Origin of the sequence: Streptomyces sp. NPDC049970 (assembly GCF_040660235.1) — a bacterium.
In the GTDB taxonomy this organism is placed as follows: Bacteria; Actinomycetota; Actinomycetes; order Streptomycetales; family Streptomycetaceae; genus Streptomyces.
The window spans coordinates 131,692-147,698 of sequence record NZ_JBFALP010000016.1 but is presented as its reverse complement, the minus strand read 5'-3'; the positions used below and the strand labels follow the sequence as shown (position 1 = coordinate 147,698).

The window sequence follows — 16,007 nt, the reverse complement described above, 5'->3', positions numbered from 1 at the left end:
TCCTCACAGTTCCTGAGCGATGGCGTGGACGAGGTCGAGCGATTCCTTCGGGGGCAGCGCGGCGGTGTCGAGGCGTTCGAGCAGAAGTCGGTACTGGGCCAGTTGGGCTTCCGAATCGATGAAGACCGGGCCGTGGGACTGGTCGAGCTGGGTCGTGTCGAGAGCGGGTACCGGCCCTCGCACGTAGTACACGGACTGACCGGATCCCGGGTAATCCGTGGCTGAGAACGGGATCACCTTGATGGACACATGTGAGCGCTCCCCGAGGTCGAGCAGGTGCTGAAGCTGGCGCCGGGCGACGCCGGGTCCCCCGAAGCGCATGCGAAGGGCAGCCTCGTGAATGAGCGCGCGGTACGGGACGGCACCTTCCCTGTACAGGACTGCCTGCCGTTTCACGCGGTACGAGACCCGGTGCTCGATCTGCGGCGGTGACATCTCCGGTACGGCCTGTCGATAGATCTCGCGTGAGTGATCGACGGTCTGAAGAAGTCCCGGTACGTGAATGCTGTGTGCGGCGTGCAGGCTCGTGCCGTGGTGCTCGATCTCCGCCAGATCGAGGAGCTTCGGCGGCAGGATCTCCCGGTACTCCTCCCACCACCCGCGCCTGCGGTCGCCTGTCATGGCGGCCAGGGCTTCGATGAGCGCCTGATCGGTACATGAGTACGCCTGGGCTGCGACTCGCACCCTCTCCGGGCTGACGCCGAACCGTGCCACCTCCATGTTGCTGAGCTGCCCTGGGCTCGTGCCCAGCAGGTCGGCGGCCTGGGTGGTGGTCAGCCCGGCACGCTCGCGCAGCTTGCGCAGTTCTGCGCCCAGGCGTGTGCGGCGCGCTGTGGGGGCGGTCCGGCCTGCCATGTGAACTCCTCCTGAAATCAACCGCGTTGCGGAGTGTCACTCACACGAGTGGTTCATTCCAAGTATTCCGGGCGAATGACGCAAGGAATACTTGCGAGACTCTAGTCTCTGACTCTGGCCACCTGCCCGGAAGTACCCCGCTCGACGGAGCGGTCTCGTCACCGGGCCGTGCGACGTGCACACCCCACCACCAACTCTGCTCCTCGAACGGAGACTTCCATGACCCTGGTCACCGTAACGCCGCCCTGGGCGTACACCCTCCAACTTCCGCAGGATCCCCGTGGGCCCGGTATCGCACGGGCGACGCTGCGGACGGTGCTGCTGGTGCACGGGATGCGGGATCTCGTCGAGACGGCCGAACTGCTGGCGAGCGAGCTGGTCACCAACGCGTACCGGCACTCGTCGGGTCCGTACTCGCTCCGGTTGCGCGGGGCGGGGCGGAACCGGGTGCGGGTCGGGGTGTGGGACGGCAATCCGGAGATTCCGGCACCGTTCGGCGGTGGCACCGTGACCGAACCATGCGCCTTGGCCGAGCGGGGGCGCGGGCTCCAGCTCGTACGGGAGTGCGCGGACAGCTGGGGCGCGTACCCGATCAGGAGCGGGCTGCCGGGGCAGGGCGGGAAGGTGCTGTGGGTGGAGTGCGCCTTCCCGTCCCCGCCCCTGGCCGGGGCGGCTGGTCAGCCGGTGTAGCGCGCCTCGAAGGTACGGAAGGACTCCTCCTGGCGCCATTCCAGGCGGGCCTTGGGACTGTTCGCCAGCAGCCGGGCGCAGCGGGCGGACCGGGGGTCCTGGCACTCCCGGACCGGGCGGAAGCCCTGGCGTACGGGGTCGGGGAGCCAGAGGCTGCGGCCCGGCAGGAAAGAGTACTCCAGGGACGCCCGGGACAGGTCCTTGAGGTCGGGGTAGCCGAGGCCGTAGGTGCGGGCGGCCCGTTGGTACTCCTGGCCGATGTCGCCGCGCGAGACCCCGGGGTCGTCGGTGGACAGGACCACCGGGACCCCGTACTTCCGGTAGACCGGGAACGGGTGCTCGTCACCCTCGACCTGGAGGATCTGCGCGTTGCTGGTGAGCGGCACCTCGACGGCGATCTGTCGGCGGGCCATGTCGCGGGCCAGGCGCCGCCAGCCGTCCTCCTGCACGAGGTCGACGCCGTGGCCGACGCGTTCGGCCTGGCCGGTGCGTACGGCGTCGTCGATGTGGAAGGTGAGGTCCTCGGGCTTCACCAGACCGGGGACGAGCTCTCCCGCGTGGAGGGTGATGTGGGCACGCGGGTAGACCCCGTGCAGGTAGTTGAGCATGCGCATGTGCAGCCGGTAGTCCCGCAGGGAGATCTCACCGTCCTCCGGCTGGACCAGGTTGACGGCGACGAACCGCTGGTCCCGCTCCGCAAGTCGCAGGCCGAGGGCGATCTGCGTGAAGACCCGCTCCGGGGCGCTGTTGCGGGAGACCTGGGAGATCCAGCGGACGGTGATCCGGCAGCCCGGGCCGGGTGTCGCACTCGCGCAGTGCGCGGTCCGGCGGAACTCGGAATCAGCCGTGTCCGCCTCCTGCTTCGCGTCGGTGATCAGCTTGTCCAGCCGGCCGCCGGTGAGCAGCTTGCGATGCATGGCTGCGAGGTCCGGGTCCCATCCGACGTCCGTGGCCAGTTGCTTGGCCCCTGCGGACGCGGGACTGACCATCGTCTCCAGATAGCTCTGGTTCTGCGCTGCCGCGGTGCCCGCCACGTCGGCCAGCATCTTCCCGCGGTGCGCCGTCGCCGCACCGAACTTCCCGAACGTGGCGAAGAAGTGGTCGTGACCGGACTCGTTCGCGGGGAAGTCCTGCATGGACCAGGCCTGGACGATCTGCCGGCGGAATCCGGCATCCGTGAGGGCGTCCGCGGCCGGTCGTGCGCCGGGGCCGCACGGCGGTGCGACGGCGGTCGTCGTGGCGTCGATGCACAGGCCGTCGTCGGCCGCGAGCTGGATGAGGTACTCGGTCCGGACCGCGCCGGAGAGGTGGTTGTGCAGGTCACCTCCCTTGGGCAGGTCCCGGAAGAAGCGGGCCGCCGCCTTCGGGTGGGCGCCCAGCCAGGCGGTGGTGCGGGCCTCGGCCGTGGTGGCCGGCCGGGGATTGGGCACGTCGGATGCGGCGGTGGCGGCCAGGGCCGTCGGGCCGGTGGGCAGGGCTGCGGCGAGGGCCGCCGCGGCGAGTCCCGCGGCTGTCAACAACCGGGGGAGGCGAGCTGAGTTGCGGATTACGGATTTCACGATCACACCTCGCATGATCACGAAGAGCGGCTCGCGCCAGGCCGTACCGCGAGGGCGGAGCGACGTAAACCATCCGTCCGGGGGACACGGCCTCCACTCAGCCGCGGAGCTCTGCGGGGAATCCGGTCCAGCGGAGGCCTGCCGGGAGGTGGCACATGTCGTTGACGACGACCAGGGCAGCGGGTCTCCCGGGGGTGTACCGGAGCACCGTCAGCGCGGCGTTGCCGTGGTTGAGCCCCATCCAGCGCCACGCGGGGGCATCGAGGGCTTCCCGTACCAGCCAGGCGGCCAGGAAGGCGTGGGTGACGACGAGTTCGTGGCGCGGCTCGTCCCCCGCCGCGTATCCGGTGAACCTGGCTACAGCGTCGCGTGCCAGGTCTGAGCCGTGGGCGCGTTCGTCCTCCGGGACCGCCTCCACGAACGTGGAGGGGGACGGAGCGGGCTTCCGGCCGGTTCCGGGTCGCGCGTTCGGGTGCGTACCTGCGCCCACGGACGCGAGTTGAACCCGAGTACGTTCGCCCTTGCTAACGCTGCACGAGGGTTGCTAAGGGCGCCTACCTCGAATGGTCGACATCCCCGTTTGCGCTCCGTCATGAGACAGGTCGGTGCGCTAGCGTCGTGGTGACGGTGCGTTGCATCCGCGTTGCGGAGCGTGGGGGGTGGAGTCACAGATGGCTTGGGACGAATGGGAACAGCTCAAAGCAGCGGCGGCCGGTGGGGGGCCCGCGGTGCCGATGTCGCTCGCCGGGGGTGCTTCCGAGCCGTCAGGAAGCGGATCGGGGGGAGGCGGCGGCAAGGACGGTCTGAAGCACAGCGGTGGGCCGTGGACCAGCGCATCCGGGACTGCCAGCGGTCTGTGCACCAGTACCCAGACGAGTCGCAGCCGTCTCCGTCCCGCGCACGAGGGTGTTGGGGCCGGTGCGGTGGGTCTCGCATCCGTTGTATCGCTGACCGCCGTGCTGGAGTCGTGGGACGAGCGGCTGGGCGCCGTATGTGGTGAGTGCGACTACCTGGCGGGAGCCTTGTCGAAGGTCGCCAAGGAGATGGGCGAGACCGAGACCGCCGTGGACAAGTCCTTCGAGTCGGTCGAGACGGGTAAGGACGAGCGCCGGTGACCGGGGCGACGTTGACCTGGCAGCGGCTGCGGGACCTGAGATGTGCGGAGTTCGAAGACGCAGGCGACGGCTGGCACGAGATCTCGGGCCGGGCGGACTCCGATCGCGTCCGGGTCGAAAGGGCGATGACGGCGAAGCTGCGCGAGACCCAGGACAGTGATTCGGCGGAAGCGGCCATCAAGAGGCTCGAGCGGCTGAGCCGCAACTTCCGGTACGTGCATGCGGAGGCCGGTCTGATCCGTACCGCCCTGAATGGTCTGGCCGCTGAACTCGCCGCCCCGCAGCGGCAGCTGGCGCAGGCGCTGGAGGACGCGGAGAGACTGAGGTTCACTGTGCATCCGGACGGTTCAGTGAGCTATCCGGCAGCGGTGGGCGAGACGCTGCTGGGCAGACAGGAGCACCCGGGCGGTTCGGCCCGGGGCAGCGCGCGGCTCCCGCTCGAAGCGCCCGGACTGAGTGAGCGGCCCGGGCTTCCCGGGGGCGGCTTCCACCCCAATCCGAACGCTGCGAAGGCCGAGGCCGTCGCGGACCTCATCGCACGTGCCGTGCGGTCGGCCGCGGAGATCGACGACCGCTACGCCAAGGTCCTGAACAAGCTCAAGGCGGCCAAGGGGCTCGACGTCACCAAGGCGACCCTGGACGACGTCCTCCAGGACACAGCAGGCGTACGTTCGACCGCCTCCACGTACCTGGCTCGGGGGATTCCGTGGGGTGAATCGCCTACTGAGCGCAAGGAGTGGTGGGACGGACTGACCGAGGAACGACAGCGGGAGTACATCGACGTCGCCCCGGAACTCGTCGGTGGCCTCGACGGAATTCCGGCCACGGCACGAGACGAGGCGAACAGGAATTACCTTCCGGTTCTCATCGATGAGTTGGCGAGGCAGGACGGTGACGACGCCCGGACCAAGCTGGATGCCCTCAGGGGGATCGAAGCGAAGCTGGGCGAGCCATCGAAAGTTCCGATGTTTTTGTTGGGTATCGGGGATGAGGGAAATGGCCGTGCCATCGTGGCGTACGGCAACCCGGACACGTCCCGCAACGTATCGGCTTATGTGCCGGGGTTGGGGACGAAGCTGGATGAGGGTTTCGTCGACGACACGTTGAAGCGCGGATTGGATACTGCGAAGGGTGCGCGGATCCACGATCCGTCCAGTTCGGCAATTGTCTGGCTCGGTTACGACGCCCCGAATTTGATGACGGTCGGAGGGTCGGGAAATGCTGAGGCGGGGGCGCCTGCCTACAATCAGTTCATGAATGGATTGGGAGTCACGAATCAGAGTGAGGACCCACATGTGACGGCGATCGGCCATTCCTACGGCTCGCTCACTGTCGGTACAGCGGCCAAACAGGACGGCGGAATTCCGGCCGTGGACGACATCATCCTGCTGGGCAGCCCTGGTGTTGGTGTCGACAAGGCCGAGGACCTTGGTGTGGGCAAGGGGCACGTCTACGTCGGGGCGGCTGACAACGACCCGGTGACCATGCTGCCTTCGAAGCAGCAGAGTGCGGTAAGTGTTCTGGCTTCGGCCGGAGGGCCGTTCATCTCCTACATGGCGGGCGACATCGCCGACCAAGGCGACGACGATGTCCACTTCGGCAAGGACCCAGCGAGCGAGGCCTTCGGCGCGAAGCGCTTCGAGGTCGGCGACGGGCCGCACCCGATCCTTGACGCCGGTGGTTTTGACGCCCACTCCCAGTACTTCACGCCGGAGAAAGACCAGGTATCCGCCAACAATATAGGCTTGATCGTCGCGGGGCAGCCCGAAAAAATCAAGACGGAAGAATGGCGGTAATTTAGAGCATGAGGAGAACTCTGGCTCTGTCGATTTCCATTTTTGGCGCCCTGCTCGTTGGGTGCGGAGTTTCGGATACCGGAAAGGGAGGGCGTAAAAACATGAACATGCAAGAGGCGGCTGAGTACTCTGACTCCGTGCTCGATGCCACGCTGAGGTCCGTCAAACCGGAAGTCCAGTGGGCTCACGATGACACGACGAGCGGAACGTGTGACCTTTCCCGGCGTCGGACAGTTATGACCATCATTTCTGATGAACGGCGTGGAAATTTCTTGGGATTGGTCGAAAGCTCCTGGAAGCAAAGTGGCTATAAAATCACTTCGGTCAATGAGAATAGAGAATCCCCTGCAATATTTGCCAGGACGCCTGAAGGGTTCGGGGTCTCCCTGATCATCGGCTTCAAGGGGCAGGCGTTTTTCGAGGTGGCCACCCCCTGTGTAGAAAAATCCGAGGTAGCCGAGCCCACCGCCAAGCCCAACGGCCCCGCATATGAGGGCGTCGAGATCCCCCGACCCAATGTCCGCTCCGATTTCTGGTCCGCGGACACCCCGGTCCCATCGCCTGCTCCGGTGGACGGTTGACCTCTGGGAGGCATCACGTCAGCCGCAGGCCGCCGGCGTCGGGCAGGTGCAACCGGGCTCCGGGCTGCGGGGCCTCCCCTGCGGGCGATCGGCCGCTCCAGCTTCTGGTCCGCCGGCGCCCCCTGACCCCCCGTAGCCGCCCCTGACGCCCCCTCATGCCTCCATCCACCCGTACACACCAGCGAATCTCGACGTGAAACGGCTCCGAATGGGGGATGGTTGTGGGGTGCGGAAATACTGGGTGTTCGTCGGCGGTGGGATCGGGCTGGGCCTGTTGTTCATCGCCCTGCTCGTAGTCGGTACGTACTCCGCCGCTGCCGGGATCTCCGGGGCGGGCGGGGCCGTAGGGCTGGCCAAGGGGGCCGTGCCGGCGCGGTATCAGCCGCTGGTCGAGAAGTGGGGCAGTCTCTGTCCGGCCATCAATCCCGCGCTCCTGGCGGCACAGTTGTACCAGGAGAGCGGCTGGAACCCTCGCGCCAAGAGTCCTGCCGCCGCGCAGGGCATCGCGCAGTTCATCCCCGGGACCTGGGCCACGCACGGCATCGACGGGGACAACGACGGGGACCGGGACGTGTGGGATCCGGCGGACGCGATCCCGTCCGCCGCGTCGTACGACTGCGAGATCGCCGGGTACGTCAAGAAGGTGCCGGGCGACCCGACCGACAACATGCTCGCCGCGTACAACGCCGGTGCCTACCGGGTGATCCAGTCCGGCGGGGTGCCCGCGATCAGCGAGACGCAGAACTACGTCAAGATCATCCGATCGCTGGAGAAGAGCTTTGCCAGGCCCGTAGGGCGGGTGCAGCCCTCGCAGCAGGCGGCCGGGGCCATCTACTTCGCCCAGAAGAAGCTCGGCACGCCCTATCTCTGGGGCGGGAACGGCACGGCGGACCAGGGAGGCCGGTTCGACTGCTCCGGGCTGACCCAGGCGGCGTACCGGACGGTCGACATCGAGCTGCCCCGAGTGGCGAACGACCAGTACAACGCCGGCCCGCACCCCTCTCGGGACGAGTTGCTCCCCGGCGACCTGGTGTTCTTCTCCGACGATCTGAACAACTCGCGTGCCATCCACCACGTGGGGCTCTACGTCGGCGGCGGCTACATGATCAACGCGCCCTACACCGGCGCCGTCATCCGGTTCGACAAGATCGACAGCCCCGACTACTTCGGCGCGACCAGGGTCACGAAGGACGGGGCGGCGGCGCTTCCCACCGCGCTCCCGGAGAGCTGACGGACAGTCGGCCGTGGCTGGAACTCTCCGTGAAGCCTGGGCCCTGAGCTGCGACGACGAGTCACTCTTCGATAACGTCATGGTGATCATTCGGTGGAGAGCGGAACGTAGTCGGGGAACACGTCGTTCCCTGGACTGGGACAACACGTGCACTGACCATGCGTAGCTGTCCGGGAGCAGTCGGACGGCAGGGCATCATGGCGTCCCGCGGCACCGAATCCGCACCGACCACGGGGTCCGACCAAGGCGGCGCACACCGTTGTGCGACGCAGCAGCAGACAAGGCAAGGGGCCGCAGCAGATGGCTGGACTCGCACTCGATGGGTCGAACCCCGACGTCAGCCTGCTCTACGACATCAATGGGCTGGCGAAGGCCGCTCCTACCTGGTTCGACCGGGTCATGGAGTTCGTCGGTGAATACGGGATCATGCTCGGCATGGTCCTGGTGGTCCTGTGGTGCTGGTGGAGCGTGCGCCGACGTGGGACGTCCGAGGACTCGGTGACAGCGGTCGCCGGGCTGGTGTGGGCACCCCTCGCAGCCGGTGTCGCCCTGCTCATCAACATCCCCATCAGGGGGTTCGTGGAGAGGCCGCGTCCGTTCTTCGACCACCAGGGACTCGACGTCCTGGTGAAGGGCAAGACGGACTTCTCCTTCGTCAGCGACCACGCGACGATGGCGATGGCGATCGCCGTGGGCCTCTTCGTGGCGAACCGGAAGTTCGGCCTGGTGGCCATCGCGCTGGCGCTGCTGGAGGGCTTCTGCCGCGTCTACATGGGCGTGCACTACCCGACCGACGTGATCGGCGGCTTCGCCCTCGGTACGGCCGTGGCGCTGCTGCTCGCGCCGCTCGCGATGATGCTGCTGACGCCCGTGGTCGGGGCCGTCGCCCGTGCCGGTGCGGTCGGCCGACTGGTCCGCTCGGACCGGGCGGTCGCCGTGGCCGCGGAGGGGCCGGGCGAGGCGCGCGGGATTCCTGAGCCCCGCCCCGGTTCGGGCCGTGGCGGTGCGCCCGGCGAGAAGGACCTCGCCGCGTAGTGCCACCTGCCGCGTAGGCGGAGCCGGGCGCGCGGAGTGCTCGACGGTGTGAGGGGGCGTCCCGAAAGGGGCGCCCCCTCACGTGCGTTCCGCCTTCACGCGTGCTAGGCCCTCACGCCGACGGGGAGCCTTGTCGAGCGTGTTCCGGCCGTACCCGGGCCGCGGGCTCTCCGCAATTCCTGAGAATGGCTGACTTCGATCGTTCGGAGCCCGTGCCCGTACCCGCGCCCGTGTGTGCCGTGACGGCACGTCCCCTTCGCGCGCCGCCGACTGCGGGAGGCGCTCGCCGTGCTGTCCGGGACGGCGTGAGGCGGGTGCGCGCGTCGGCGCACCACCGAACCACCGACCCGGCTCAGCGCTCCGGGGCCGTGAGGTGCTCCGCTGCGTCGGTGCGGGCCCGGTCGCGGGAGCGGCGCGCGGGGCCCGACCAGCCGCAGACGCAGCGCGCGATACAGAACGAGCCCCGTTCGACGGTGTTCGTGTCGTGTGCCCGGTCCGGGTCCTGGGAGGGAATGCGTACGGGGTCCGTCACGCGGGGGTCCGGGGGCTCCTGATGCACGCCTCCACGGTACTTGGGACCGCGTCCGGAGGCCGGGGTGTGGGCCGATCGGCATCCGGCGGTGGCCTCCCGGCGTGACGGGGCGCCCCGGACGTCGTTAGGCGAAGTGGGCGGCAGCTCGGGCAGGTGTACCTCGTTGGGGGTTGGCAGGCGATGGTGGTGCAGCAGCAGAGGCGCGGAGGCGGGGCACTGGCTGTGTGCGCCCTGACCGTCGCCGGTGTCATGACGGTGGTCACCGGGTGCTCCACCGACGCCGGCGAGGACGGCGCCGGCCGGGACGGCGCCGACGGGCGGGCCGTGACCCGGGCGGACCCCGCCGGGAAACCGGCCGAGGTGGTCCGGCGGGCCCCCGACACCCTGGCCGGCGCGGGCAGCGCCGAGACGCGTACGTCGATGGAGACGGCGGCCGGGGGAACCCGGGTGACGATCCGGGGGCACGGGGTGTACGACTTCCGCGGGCAGCTCGGGCGGATCAAGGTCCTCCTGCCGAAGGACCCGGCGGGGGCGGACGAGCACCGGCCGATCACCGAGCTGCTGGCGCCCGGCGCGCTCTACATGAAGAACCGAGGTGCCGGAGTACCCGACGACAAGTGGGTGCGGATCGACACGACGGCCCTGGAGGACGGCAATCTGGTCACCGGCGGTGTGACGGATCCGACGGCCGCCGCCGAGCTGCTGCGCGGTGCGGGCGAGGTGACGTACGTGGGGCGGACGCAGCTGGCCGGGGTCGAGGTGCGGCACTACCGGGGGACGGCGGACATCGGCAAGGCGGCGCGGGCGGCGTCGCGGGACTCGCGCGGCGCGCTGACGGCTGCGGCGAAGGGGTTCAGCACGGACACGGTGCCGTTCGACGCCTACCTTGACGACGAGGGCCTGCTGCGGAAGGTGCGCCACCGCTTCACCTTCGCCACGGAGGGGCCGGCGGTCGCGGTGGTGTCGACGCTGCTGCTGTACGGCTTCGGGGTGCCGGTCACGGTGGAGTTGCCCCCGGAGGAGGACCTGTACACCGGCCGGGTCCAGCAGGGGAGGAGCGGCCCGGAAACGCCGTAGGGAGGGGGCTGAAATGGTCCGTCCGTGCCATGCGCGGTGCCTGGTGCGCTCCCTACGCTAGGCAGTGGGTGCGCCAGGAGTCGGCGACGGCAGAGAGAGGTGACGCAGGTGGTGACGCTCAGCGCTCCGAACGCTCAGGACTGTGTGGCCCTCGCCGAGATCGAGCTGTGCGGTGAGCTCATGATCGCGGCGTCGGACGCGATCGAGGACCGGCTCAGCCACGACCGTATCGACGAGGTGCTCAACGTCAGGCCGGAAGTGTGCGGGCAGGCGCCGTCCGTTCCCCGGCAGGCCCGCCACCGGGTATGACCTCCGCGGCCCGTCTCAGGTGCGCAGGAGGCGGGCGATCGCCTTGGTGGCCTCCTCGACCTTCGCGTCGATCTCGTCACCGCCCTTGACCGCGGCGTCCGCGACGCAGTGGCGCAGATGCTCCTCCAGGAGCTGGAGCGCGAACGACTGCAGGGCTTTGGTGGAGGCCGAGACCTGGGTGAGTATGTCGATGCAGTAGACGTCCTCGTCCACCATCCGCTGGAGTCCGCGGATCTGGCCCTCGATGCGGCGCAGACGCTTGAGGTGCTCGTCCTTCTGGTGGTGGTAGCCGTGGATACCGCGGTCGTGGTCGGTGACGACCGCGTCCGTACCGGCTGCGTCGGCGGCATCGGTGGTGGTCATGGGGTCCTCCCGTTGTCCTCTTGCCCTGCGGAGTGTGTGCCGTTCCGTACCGTCTGCATACCCCTGCCGGGTATATGGTAGCGAATCCAGCCGAAACGTGACCGGGGGTCCGTGCTGATCACTGTGCCCGATGCGCGACACTGAGGAACGCCGGTTAGCCGTGGCCGGATGATGCGCCTAGCATCAGCCTGACCGAATCCAAAGCATCCCGAGGACCCCACGTGCGCTTTCGTCTGACCCCCAGGGAGACGAGCTTCTACGACATGTTTTCCGCATCCGCGGACAACATCGTCACAGGCTCGAAACTCCTGATGGAACTGCTCGGGGCGGATTCTGCCTCCCGAGTCGAGATCGCGGAGCGTATGCGGGCAGCGGAGCATGCGGGGGACGACGCGACCCACGCGATCTTCCACCAGCTGAACTCCTCCTTCATCACGCCGTTCGACCGCGAGGACATCTACAACCTGGCCTCGTCGCTCGACGACATCATGGACTTCATGGAGGAGGCCGTCGACCTGGTCGTGCTGTACCAGATCGACGAGCTCCCCAAGGGTGTCGAGCAGCAGGTCGAGGTCCTGGCCAGGGCCGCCGAGCTGACCGCCGAGGCCATGCCGAGCCTGCGGACCATGGAGAACCTCACCGAGTACTGGATCGAGGTCAACCGCCTGGAGAACCAGGCCGACCAGATCCACCGCAAGCTGCTGGCCCAGCTGTTCAACGGCAAGTACGAAGCCATGGACGTGCTGAAGCTCAAGCAGATCGTGGACGTGCTGGAAGAGGCGGCGGACGCGTTCGAGCACGTCGCCAACACGGTGGAGACCATCGCGGTCAAGGAGTCCTGAACCTCGTGGACACCTTTGCGCTGATCGTGACCATCGGTGTCGCGCTCGGCTTCACGTATACGAACGGCTTCCACGACTCGGCGAACGCCATCGCCACCTCGGTCTCCACCCGGGCGCTGACCCCGCGTGCGGCTCTGGCGATGGCGGCTGTGATGAACCTCGCAGGCGCCTTCCTGGGCCAGGGGGTCGCCAAGACCGTCAGCGAAGGCATCATCGCCACGCCCCAGGGCCAGAAGGGGATGGGCATCCTGTTCGCGGCGCTGGTCGGCGCGATCATCTGGAACCTCGTCACCTGGTACTTCGGCCTGCCCTCCTCGTCCTCGCACGCGCTGTTCGGCGGCATGGTCGGGGCGGCGCTCGCCGGTGGGACCGACGTGATCTGGTCGGGGGTGCTGGACAAGATCGTCATCCCGATGTTCGTCTCCCCGGTCATCGGGCTGCTCGTCGGCTATCTGGTGATGGTCGGCATCCTGTGGATGTTCCGCAAGGCCAACCCGCACAAGGCCAAGCGCGGCTTCCGGATAGCCCAGACCGTCTCGGCGGCCGGCATGGCGCTGGGACACGGTCTCCAGGACGCGCAGAAGACCATGGGCATCGTGGTGCTGGCCCTGGTCATCGCCGACGTCGAGGGTCCGAACGACGAGATCCCGATCTGGGTGAAGATCGCCTGTGCGGCGATGCTGTCCCTCGGCACGTACGCGGGTGGCTGGCGCATCATGCGCACGCTCGGCCGCAAGATCATCGAGCTGGACCCGCCGCAGGGCTTCGCGGCCGAGACGACCGGCGCGTCGATCATGTTCGGCTCGGCGTTCATCTTCCACGCACCGATCTCCACGACTCACGTGATCACCTCGGCGATCATGGGTGTGGGCGCGACGAAGCGTGTGAACGCGGTGCGCTGGGGCGTCGCCAAGAACATCATCCTGGGGTGGTTCATCACCATGCCGGCCGCGGCGCTGGTCGCCGCGCTGAGCTACGGGGTCGTCGTACTGCTCTTCGGCTAGCCACGGACGGCCGGCCCACCACGACTCACGCGTAAACGGGTCCGCCCCCGCTCTCCTTTGCCGAGAGCGGGGGCGGACCCTTTCGCCTTGGTGGTGGCACCGCCATGCAGCACCCCAAGGCCGTCTGTGGCTAGCCGAAGCGGCCCGAGATGTAGTCCTCGGTCGCCTGCACCGACGGGTTGGAGAAGATCCGCTCCGTGTCGTCGATCTCGATCAGACGGCCGGGCTTGCCCACCGCCGAGAGGTTGAAGAACGCCGTACGGTCCGAGACGCGTGCCGCCTGCTGCATGTTGTGCGTCACGATGACGATCGTGAAGCGCTCCTTCAGCTCGCCGATCAGGTCCTCGATGGCGAGGGTCGAGATCGGGTCGAGCGCCGAGCACGGCTCGTCCATCAGCAGCACGTCCGGCTCGACCGCGATGGCGCGGGCGATGCACAGGCGCTGCTGCTGGCCGCCGGAGAGGCCGGAGCCCGGCTTGTTCAGGCGGTCCTTGACCTCGTTCCAGAGGTTGGCGCCCCTGAGGGACTTCTCCACGACGTCCGACAGCTGGCTCTTGCGGTACGAGCCGTTGAGCCGCAGGCCCGCCGCGACGTTGTCGAAGATCGACATGGTCGGGAACGGGTTCGGGCGCTGGAAGACCATGCCGACCGTGCGGCGCACGGTGACGGGGTCGACGCCGGGACCGTAGAGGTTCTCGTCGTCCAGCAGCACCTTGCCCTCGACGCGGCCACCGGGGGTGACCTCGTGCATGCGGTTCAGGGTGCGCAGGAACGTGGACTTGCCGCAGCCGGAGGGTCCGATGAAGGCGGTCACGGAGCGCGGCTCCACTGTCATCGAGATGTCCTCGATGGCCTTGTGGGAGCCGTAGTAGGCGGTGAGGCCGCCGATGTCGATGCGCTTGGCCATGTGAATCAGCTGCTTTCTGCGTGGCCTCAGCGGCCGGACTTCGGGGCCTTCCAGCGGGCTATGCCGCGGGCCACCAGATTGAGGATCATGACGAAGGCGATCAGGACCAGGGCAGCTGCCCAGGCGCGGTCGTAGGACGCGGCCTCGCCGACCTTGTACTGCTCGTAGATGTAGAAGGGCAGCGAGGACTGGGCGCCTTCGAAGGGGTTCGTGTTGATCAGCTGGCTGCCGAAGACCAGCAGGATGATCGGTGCCGTCTCTCCCGCGATACGCGCGATGGCGAGCATGACGCCCGTGGTGATGCCGCCGATCGCGGTGGGCAGGACCACCTTCAGGATGGTGCGCCACTTGGGGATGCCCAGGGCGAGGGAGGCCTCGCGGAGCTCGTTCGGGACGAGCTTGAGCATCTCCTCGGTGGAGCGGACCACGACCGGGATCATCAGGATCGTCAGGGCGAGCGCGCCCATCAGGCCGGACGGCTCGATGCTCGCGATCAGCATGATCGACAGGATGAAGAGGCCCGCCACGATCGACGGGATACCGGTCATCACGTCGACGAAGAAGGTGACGGACCTGGCCAGCGCGCCCTTGCCGTACTCGACGAGGTAGACCGCGGTCAGCAGTCCGAGCGGGGCGGAGATCACCGTGGCGATACCGACCTGCTCCAGGGTGCCGATCAGCGCGTGGTAGACGCCGCCGCTGTCCTCCGAGCCGAGCACCCCGGCCATCGAGTGGGTGAGGAAGTACCCGTCGAGGCGCTCGGAGCCGCGGCTGACGGTGGTCCAGAGCAGCGAGGCGAGCGGGACGACGGCGATGAGGAAGCACACCCAGACGAGGCTGGTGGCGAGGCGGTCCTTGGCCTGGCGCTTGTTCTCGACCACGGTCGTCGCGACGTACGAGAGGGCCAGGAAGAGCAGGGCGGAGACCATGCCCCACTGGACGCGGCTGTGCCAGCCGGCGGCGACGCCGACGCCGACGCCGAGGGCGATCGACACGGCGGCGAAGCCGAGCGGGGACCAGCGGGGGAGGCTGCGGCTGCTGAGGGCGGGCTCGCGGTTGTCCGGCGAGGTCCGCGGACGGTCGTCCTGGACTTCGGTGGTGGTGGCGTGGCTCATGCGTTGGCCCCCGAGTACTCCTTGCGGCGGGCGATGATGAGCCGGGCCGCGCCGTTGACCAGCAGGGTGAGGACGAAGAGGACGAGGCCCGAGGCGATCAGGGCGTCTCGCCCGAACTCGTCGGCCTCGCCGAACTTCGCGGCGATGTTCTGGGCGAAGGTCCCGCCGCCCGGGTTGAGCACGTGCAGCGAGATGAGGAAGCTCGGCGAAAGGACCGTGGCGACGGCCATCGTCTCGCCGAGCGCCCGGCCCAGGCCCAGCATCGAGGCGGAGATGATCCCGGAGCGTCCGAAGGGCAGGACCGAGAGGCGGACGACCTCCCAGCGGGTGGCTCCCAGGGCGAGCGCCGCCTCCTCGTTCATCTTCGGGACCTGGAGGAAGACCTCGCGGCTGACGCTGGTCACGATCGGCAGGATCATGATCGCGAGCAGGACGCCGACGGTGAAGAGCGAGCGGGCGACGCCGACCTCGGTCTTCTCGAAGATGTACGTCCAGCCGAAGAACTGGTCGAGCCAGAGGTTCAGGCCCTCCAGGTACGGCACGAGGACGAGCGCGCCCCAGATGCCGTAGACGATGCTGGGCACGGCGGCGAGCAGGTCGATGACGTAGGCGAGCGGGGCGGCCAGCTTGCGCGGCGCGTAGTGCGAGATGAACAGGGCGATGCCGACGGCGATCGGAACCGCGATGAGCATCGCGATGATCGAGCTGACGACCGTGCCGAAGAGGAGGACCGCGATGCCGAAGACCGGCGGGTCACCGGCCGGGTTCCAGTCGAAGGTGGTGAGGAAGTTGCCCTCGTCCTTCGATATCGCGATGACGGCGCGATAGGTGAGGAACACGGCGATCGACGCCATGATCGCGAGCAGCAGGATGCCCGAGCCCCGCGAGAGGCCCAGGAAGATCTTGTCGCCGGTGCGCCCGGTGGACCTGGGGCGGCCGGGTGTGGCCGGCGGAGCCGGTGGGATGTCGAGCGGTGTGGTGGAAGCCATGGTCTTT

Annotated in this window: 17 protein-coding genes and 1 pseudogene; 10 read left to right on the top strand and 8 right to left on the bottom strand. The window is 68.3% G+C overall.

Features of this window, described 5'->3' with window-relative positions; translation table 11 throughout:
• Positions 1-3 precede the first annotated feature (3 nt).
• Complete coding sequence (locus AB0I83_RS24910; protein WP_363306192.1) at positions 4-855, bottom strand: helix-turn-helix transcriptional regulator; 852 nt, start codon at positions 853-855, stop codon at positions 4-6.
• Positions 856-1,074: 219 nt separating this feature from the next.
• Between AB0I83_RS24910 and AB0I83_RS24905 the strand changes: the two genes are divergently transcribed.
• Positions 1,075-1,545: an ATP-binding protein gene (locus AB0I83_RS24905; RefSeq protein ID WP_363306191.1), complete on the top strand. Its 471-nt coding sequence runs from the start codon at positions 1,075-1,077 to the stop codon at positions 1,543-1,545.
• Here AB0I83_RS24905 and AB0I83_RS24900 read toward each other — a convergent pair.
• Complete coding sequence (locus AB0I83_RS24900; RefSeq protein WP_363306189.1) at positions 1,533-3,119, bottom strand: adenosine deaminase; 1,587 nt, start codon at positions 3,117-3,119, stop codon at positions 1,533-1,535. The two genes, AB0I83_RS24905 and AB0I83_RS24900, sit on opposite strands and share 13 nt — an antisense overlap.
• Before the next feature lie 82 nt (positions 3,120-3,201).
• Positions 3,202-3,510 (bottom strand): annotated as a pseudogene (locus AB0I83_RS24895) (histidine phosphatase family protein); the annotation flags it as partial.
• 517 nt (positions 3,511-4,027) lie between these two features.
• On the opposite strand from AB0I83_RS24895, the gene AB0I83_RS24890 reads away from it, so the two are divergent.
• The 5 genes from AB0I83_RS24890 (at position 4,028) to AB0I83_RS24870 (ending at position 8,862) form a co-directional block, all read left to right on the top strand.
• The gene (locus tag AB0I83_RS24890; protein ID WP_363306188.1) at positions 4,028-4,219 is read left to right on the top strand and encodes a hypothetical protein; all 192 of its coding nucleotides are present in this window, start codon (positions 4,028-4,030) and stop codon (positions 4,217-4,219) included.
• Positions 4,216-6,015: an alpha/beta hydrolase gene (locus AB0I83_RS24885; RefSeq protein ID WP_363306187.1), complete on the top strand. Its 1,800-nt coding sequence runs from the start codon at positions 4,216-4,218 to the stop codon at positions 6,013-6,015. Before AB0I83_RS24890 ends, AB0I83_RS24885 begins: the two co-directional genes overlap by 4 nt.
• A 101-nt stretch (positions 6,016-6,116) precedes the next feature.
• A complete protein-coding gene (locus AB0I83_RS24880; protein ID WP_363306186.1) occupies positions 6,117-6,596 on the top strand; it encodes a hypothetical protein in 480 nt (159 codons plus the stop codon).
• A 241-nt stretch (positions 6,597-6,837) separates the two neighbouring features.
• Complete coding sequence (locus tag AB0I83_RS24875; protein ID WP_363306211.1) at positions 6,838-7,827, top strand: bifunctional lytic transglycosylase/C40 family peptidase; 990 nt, start codon at positions 6,838-6,840, stop codon at positions 7,825-7,827.
• A gap of 300 nt (positions 7,828-8,127) precedes the next feature.
• Complete coding sequence (locus AB0I83_RS24870; protein ID WP_363306185.1) at positions 8,128-8,862, top strand: phosphatase PAP2 family protein; 735 nt, start codon at positions 8,128-8,130, stop codon at positions 8,860-8,862.
• A 352-nt stretch (positions 8,863-9,214) separates the two neighbouring features.
• Here the strand turns inward: AB0I83_RS24870 and AB0I83_RS24865 are convergent, their stop codons facing one another.
• Positions 9,215-9,394, bottom strand: coding sequence for a hypothetical protein (locus AB0I83_RS24865; RefSeq protein WP_363306210.1), 180 nt, complete (start codon positions 9,392-9,394; stop codon positions 9,215-9,217).
• A 180-nt stretch (positions 9,395-9,574) separates the two neighbouring features.
• On the opposite strand from AB0I83_RS24865, the gene AB0I83_RS24860 reads away from it, so the two are divergent.
• Positions 9,575-10,471 (top strand): hypothetical protein, encoded by an 897-nt coding sequence (locus AB0I83_RS24860; protein ID WP_363306184.1) that lies wholly within the window; start codon positions 9,575-9,577, stop codon positions 10,469-10,471.
• Positions 10,472-10,570: 99 nt separating this feature from the next.
• A complete protein-coding gene (locus AB0I83_RS24855) occupies positions 10,571-10,780 on the top strand; it encodes a hypothetical protein (protein WP_363306183.1) in 210 nt (69 codons plus the stop codon).
• Between the two features lie 15 nt (positions 10,781-10,795).
• Here the strand turns inward: AB0I83_RS24855 and AB0I83_RS24850 are convergent, their stop codons facing one another.
• Positions 10,796-11,143, bottom strand: a complete 348-nt coding sequence (locus AB0I83_RS24850; protein WP_356537546.1) for a metal-sensitive transcriptional regulator — start codon at positions 11,141-11,143, stop codon at positions 10,796-10,798.
• 221 nt (positions 11,144-11,364) lie between these two features.
• Between AB0I83_RS24850 and AB0I83_RS24845 the strand changes: the two genes are divergently transcribed.
• Both AB0I83_RS24845 and AB0I83_RS24840 read left to right on the top strand, forming a co-directional pair.
• Complete coding sequence (locus AB0I83_RS24845) at positions 11,365-11,985, top strand: DUF47 family protein (protein ID WP_356537548.1); 621 nt, start codon at positions 11,365-11,367, stop codon at positions 11,983-11,985.
• Positions 11,986-11,990: 5 nt separating this feature from the next.
• Positions 11,991-12,989, top strand: coding sequence for an inorganic phosphate transporter (locus tag AB0I83_RS24840; protein WP_356537549.1), 999 nt, complete (start codon positions 11,991-11,993; stop codon positions 12,987-12,989).
• 130 nt (positions 12,990-13,119) lie between these two features.
• Here the strand turns inward: AB0I83_RS24840 and pstB are convergent, their stop codons facing one another.
• Genes pstB through pstC form a run of 3 tightly spaced genes read right to left on the bottom strand, consistent with a single transcriptional unit; the run spans position 13,120 to position 16,000 of the window.
• Positions 13,120-13,896 (bottom strand): phosphate ABC transporter ATP-binding protein PstB, encoded by a 777-nt coding sequence (gene pstB / locus AB0I83_RS24835; protein WP_356537551.1) that lies wholly within the window; start codon positions 13,894-13,896, stop codon positions 13,120-13,122.
• 26 nt (positions 13,897-13,922) lie between these two features.
• Positions 13,923-15,011 (bottom strand): phosphate ABC transporter permease PstA, encoded by a 1,089-nt coding sequence (pstA, locus tag AB0I83_RS24830; RefSeq protein ID WP_363306182.1) that lies wholly within the window; start codon positions 15,009-15,011, stop codon positions 13,923-13,925.
• Positions 15,008-16,000 (bottom strand): phosphate ABC transporter permease subunit PstC, encoded by a 993-nt coding sequence (gene pstC / locus AB0I83_RS24825; RefSeq protein ID WP_363306181.1) that lies wholly within the window; start codon positions 15,998-16,000, stop codon positions 15,008-15,010. The genes pstA and pstC overlap by 4 nt, the downstream gene beginning before the upstream one ends.
• Positions 16,001-16,007 lie beyond the last annotated feature (7 nt).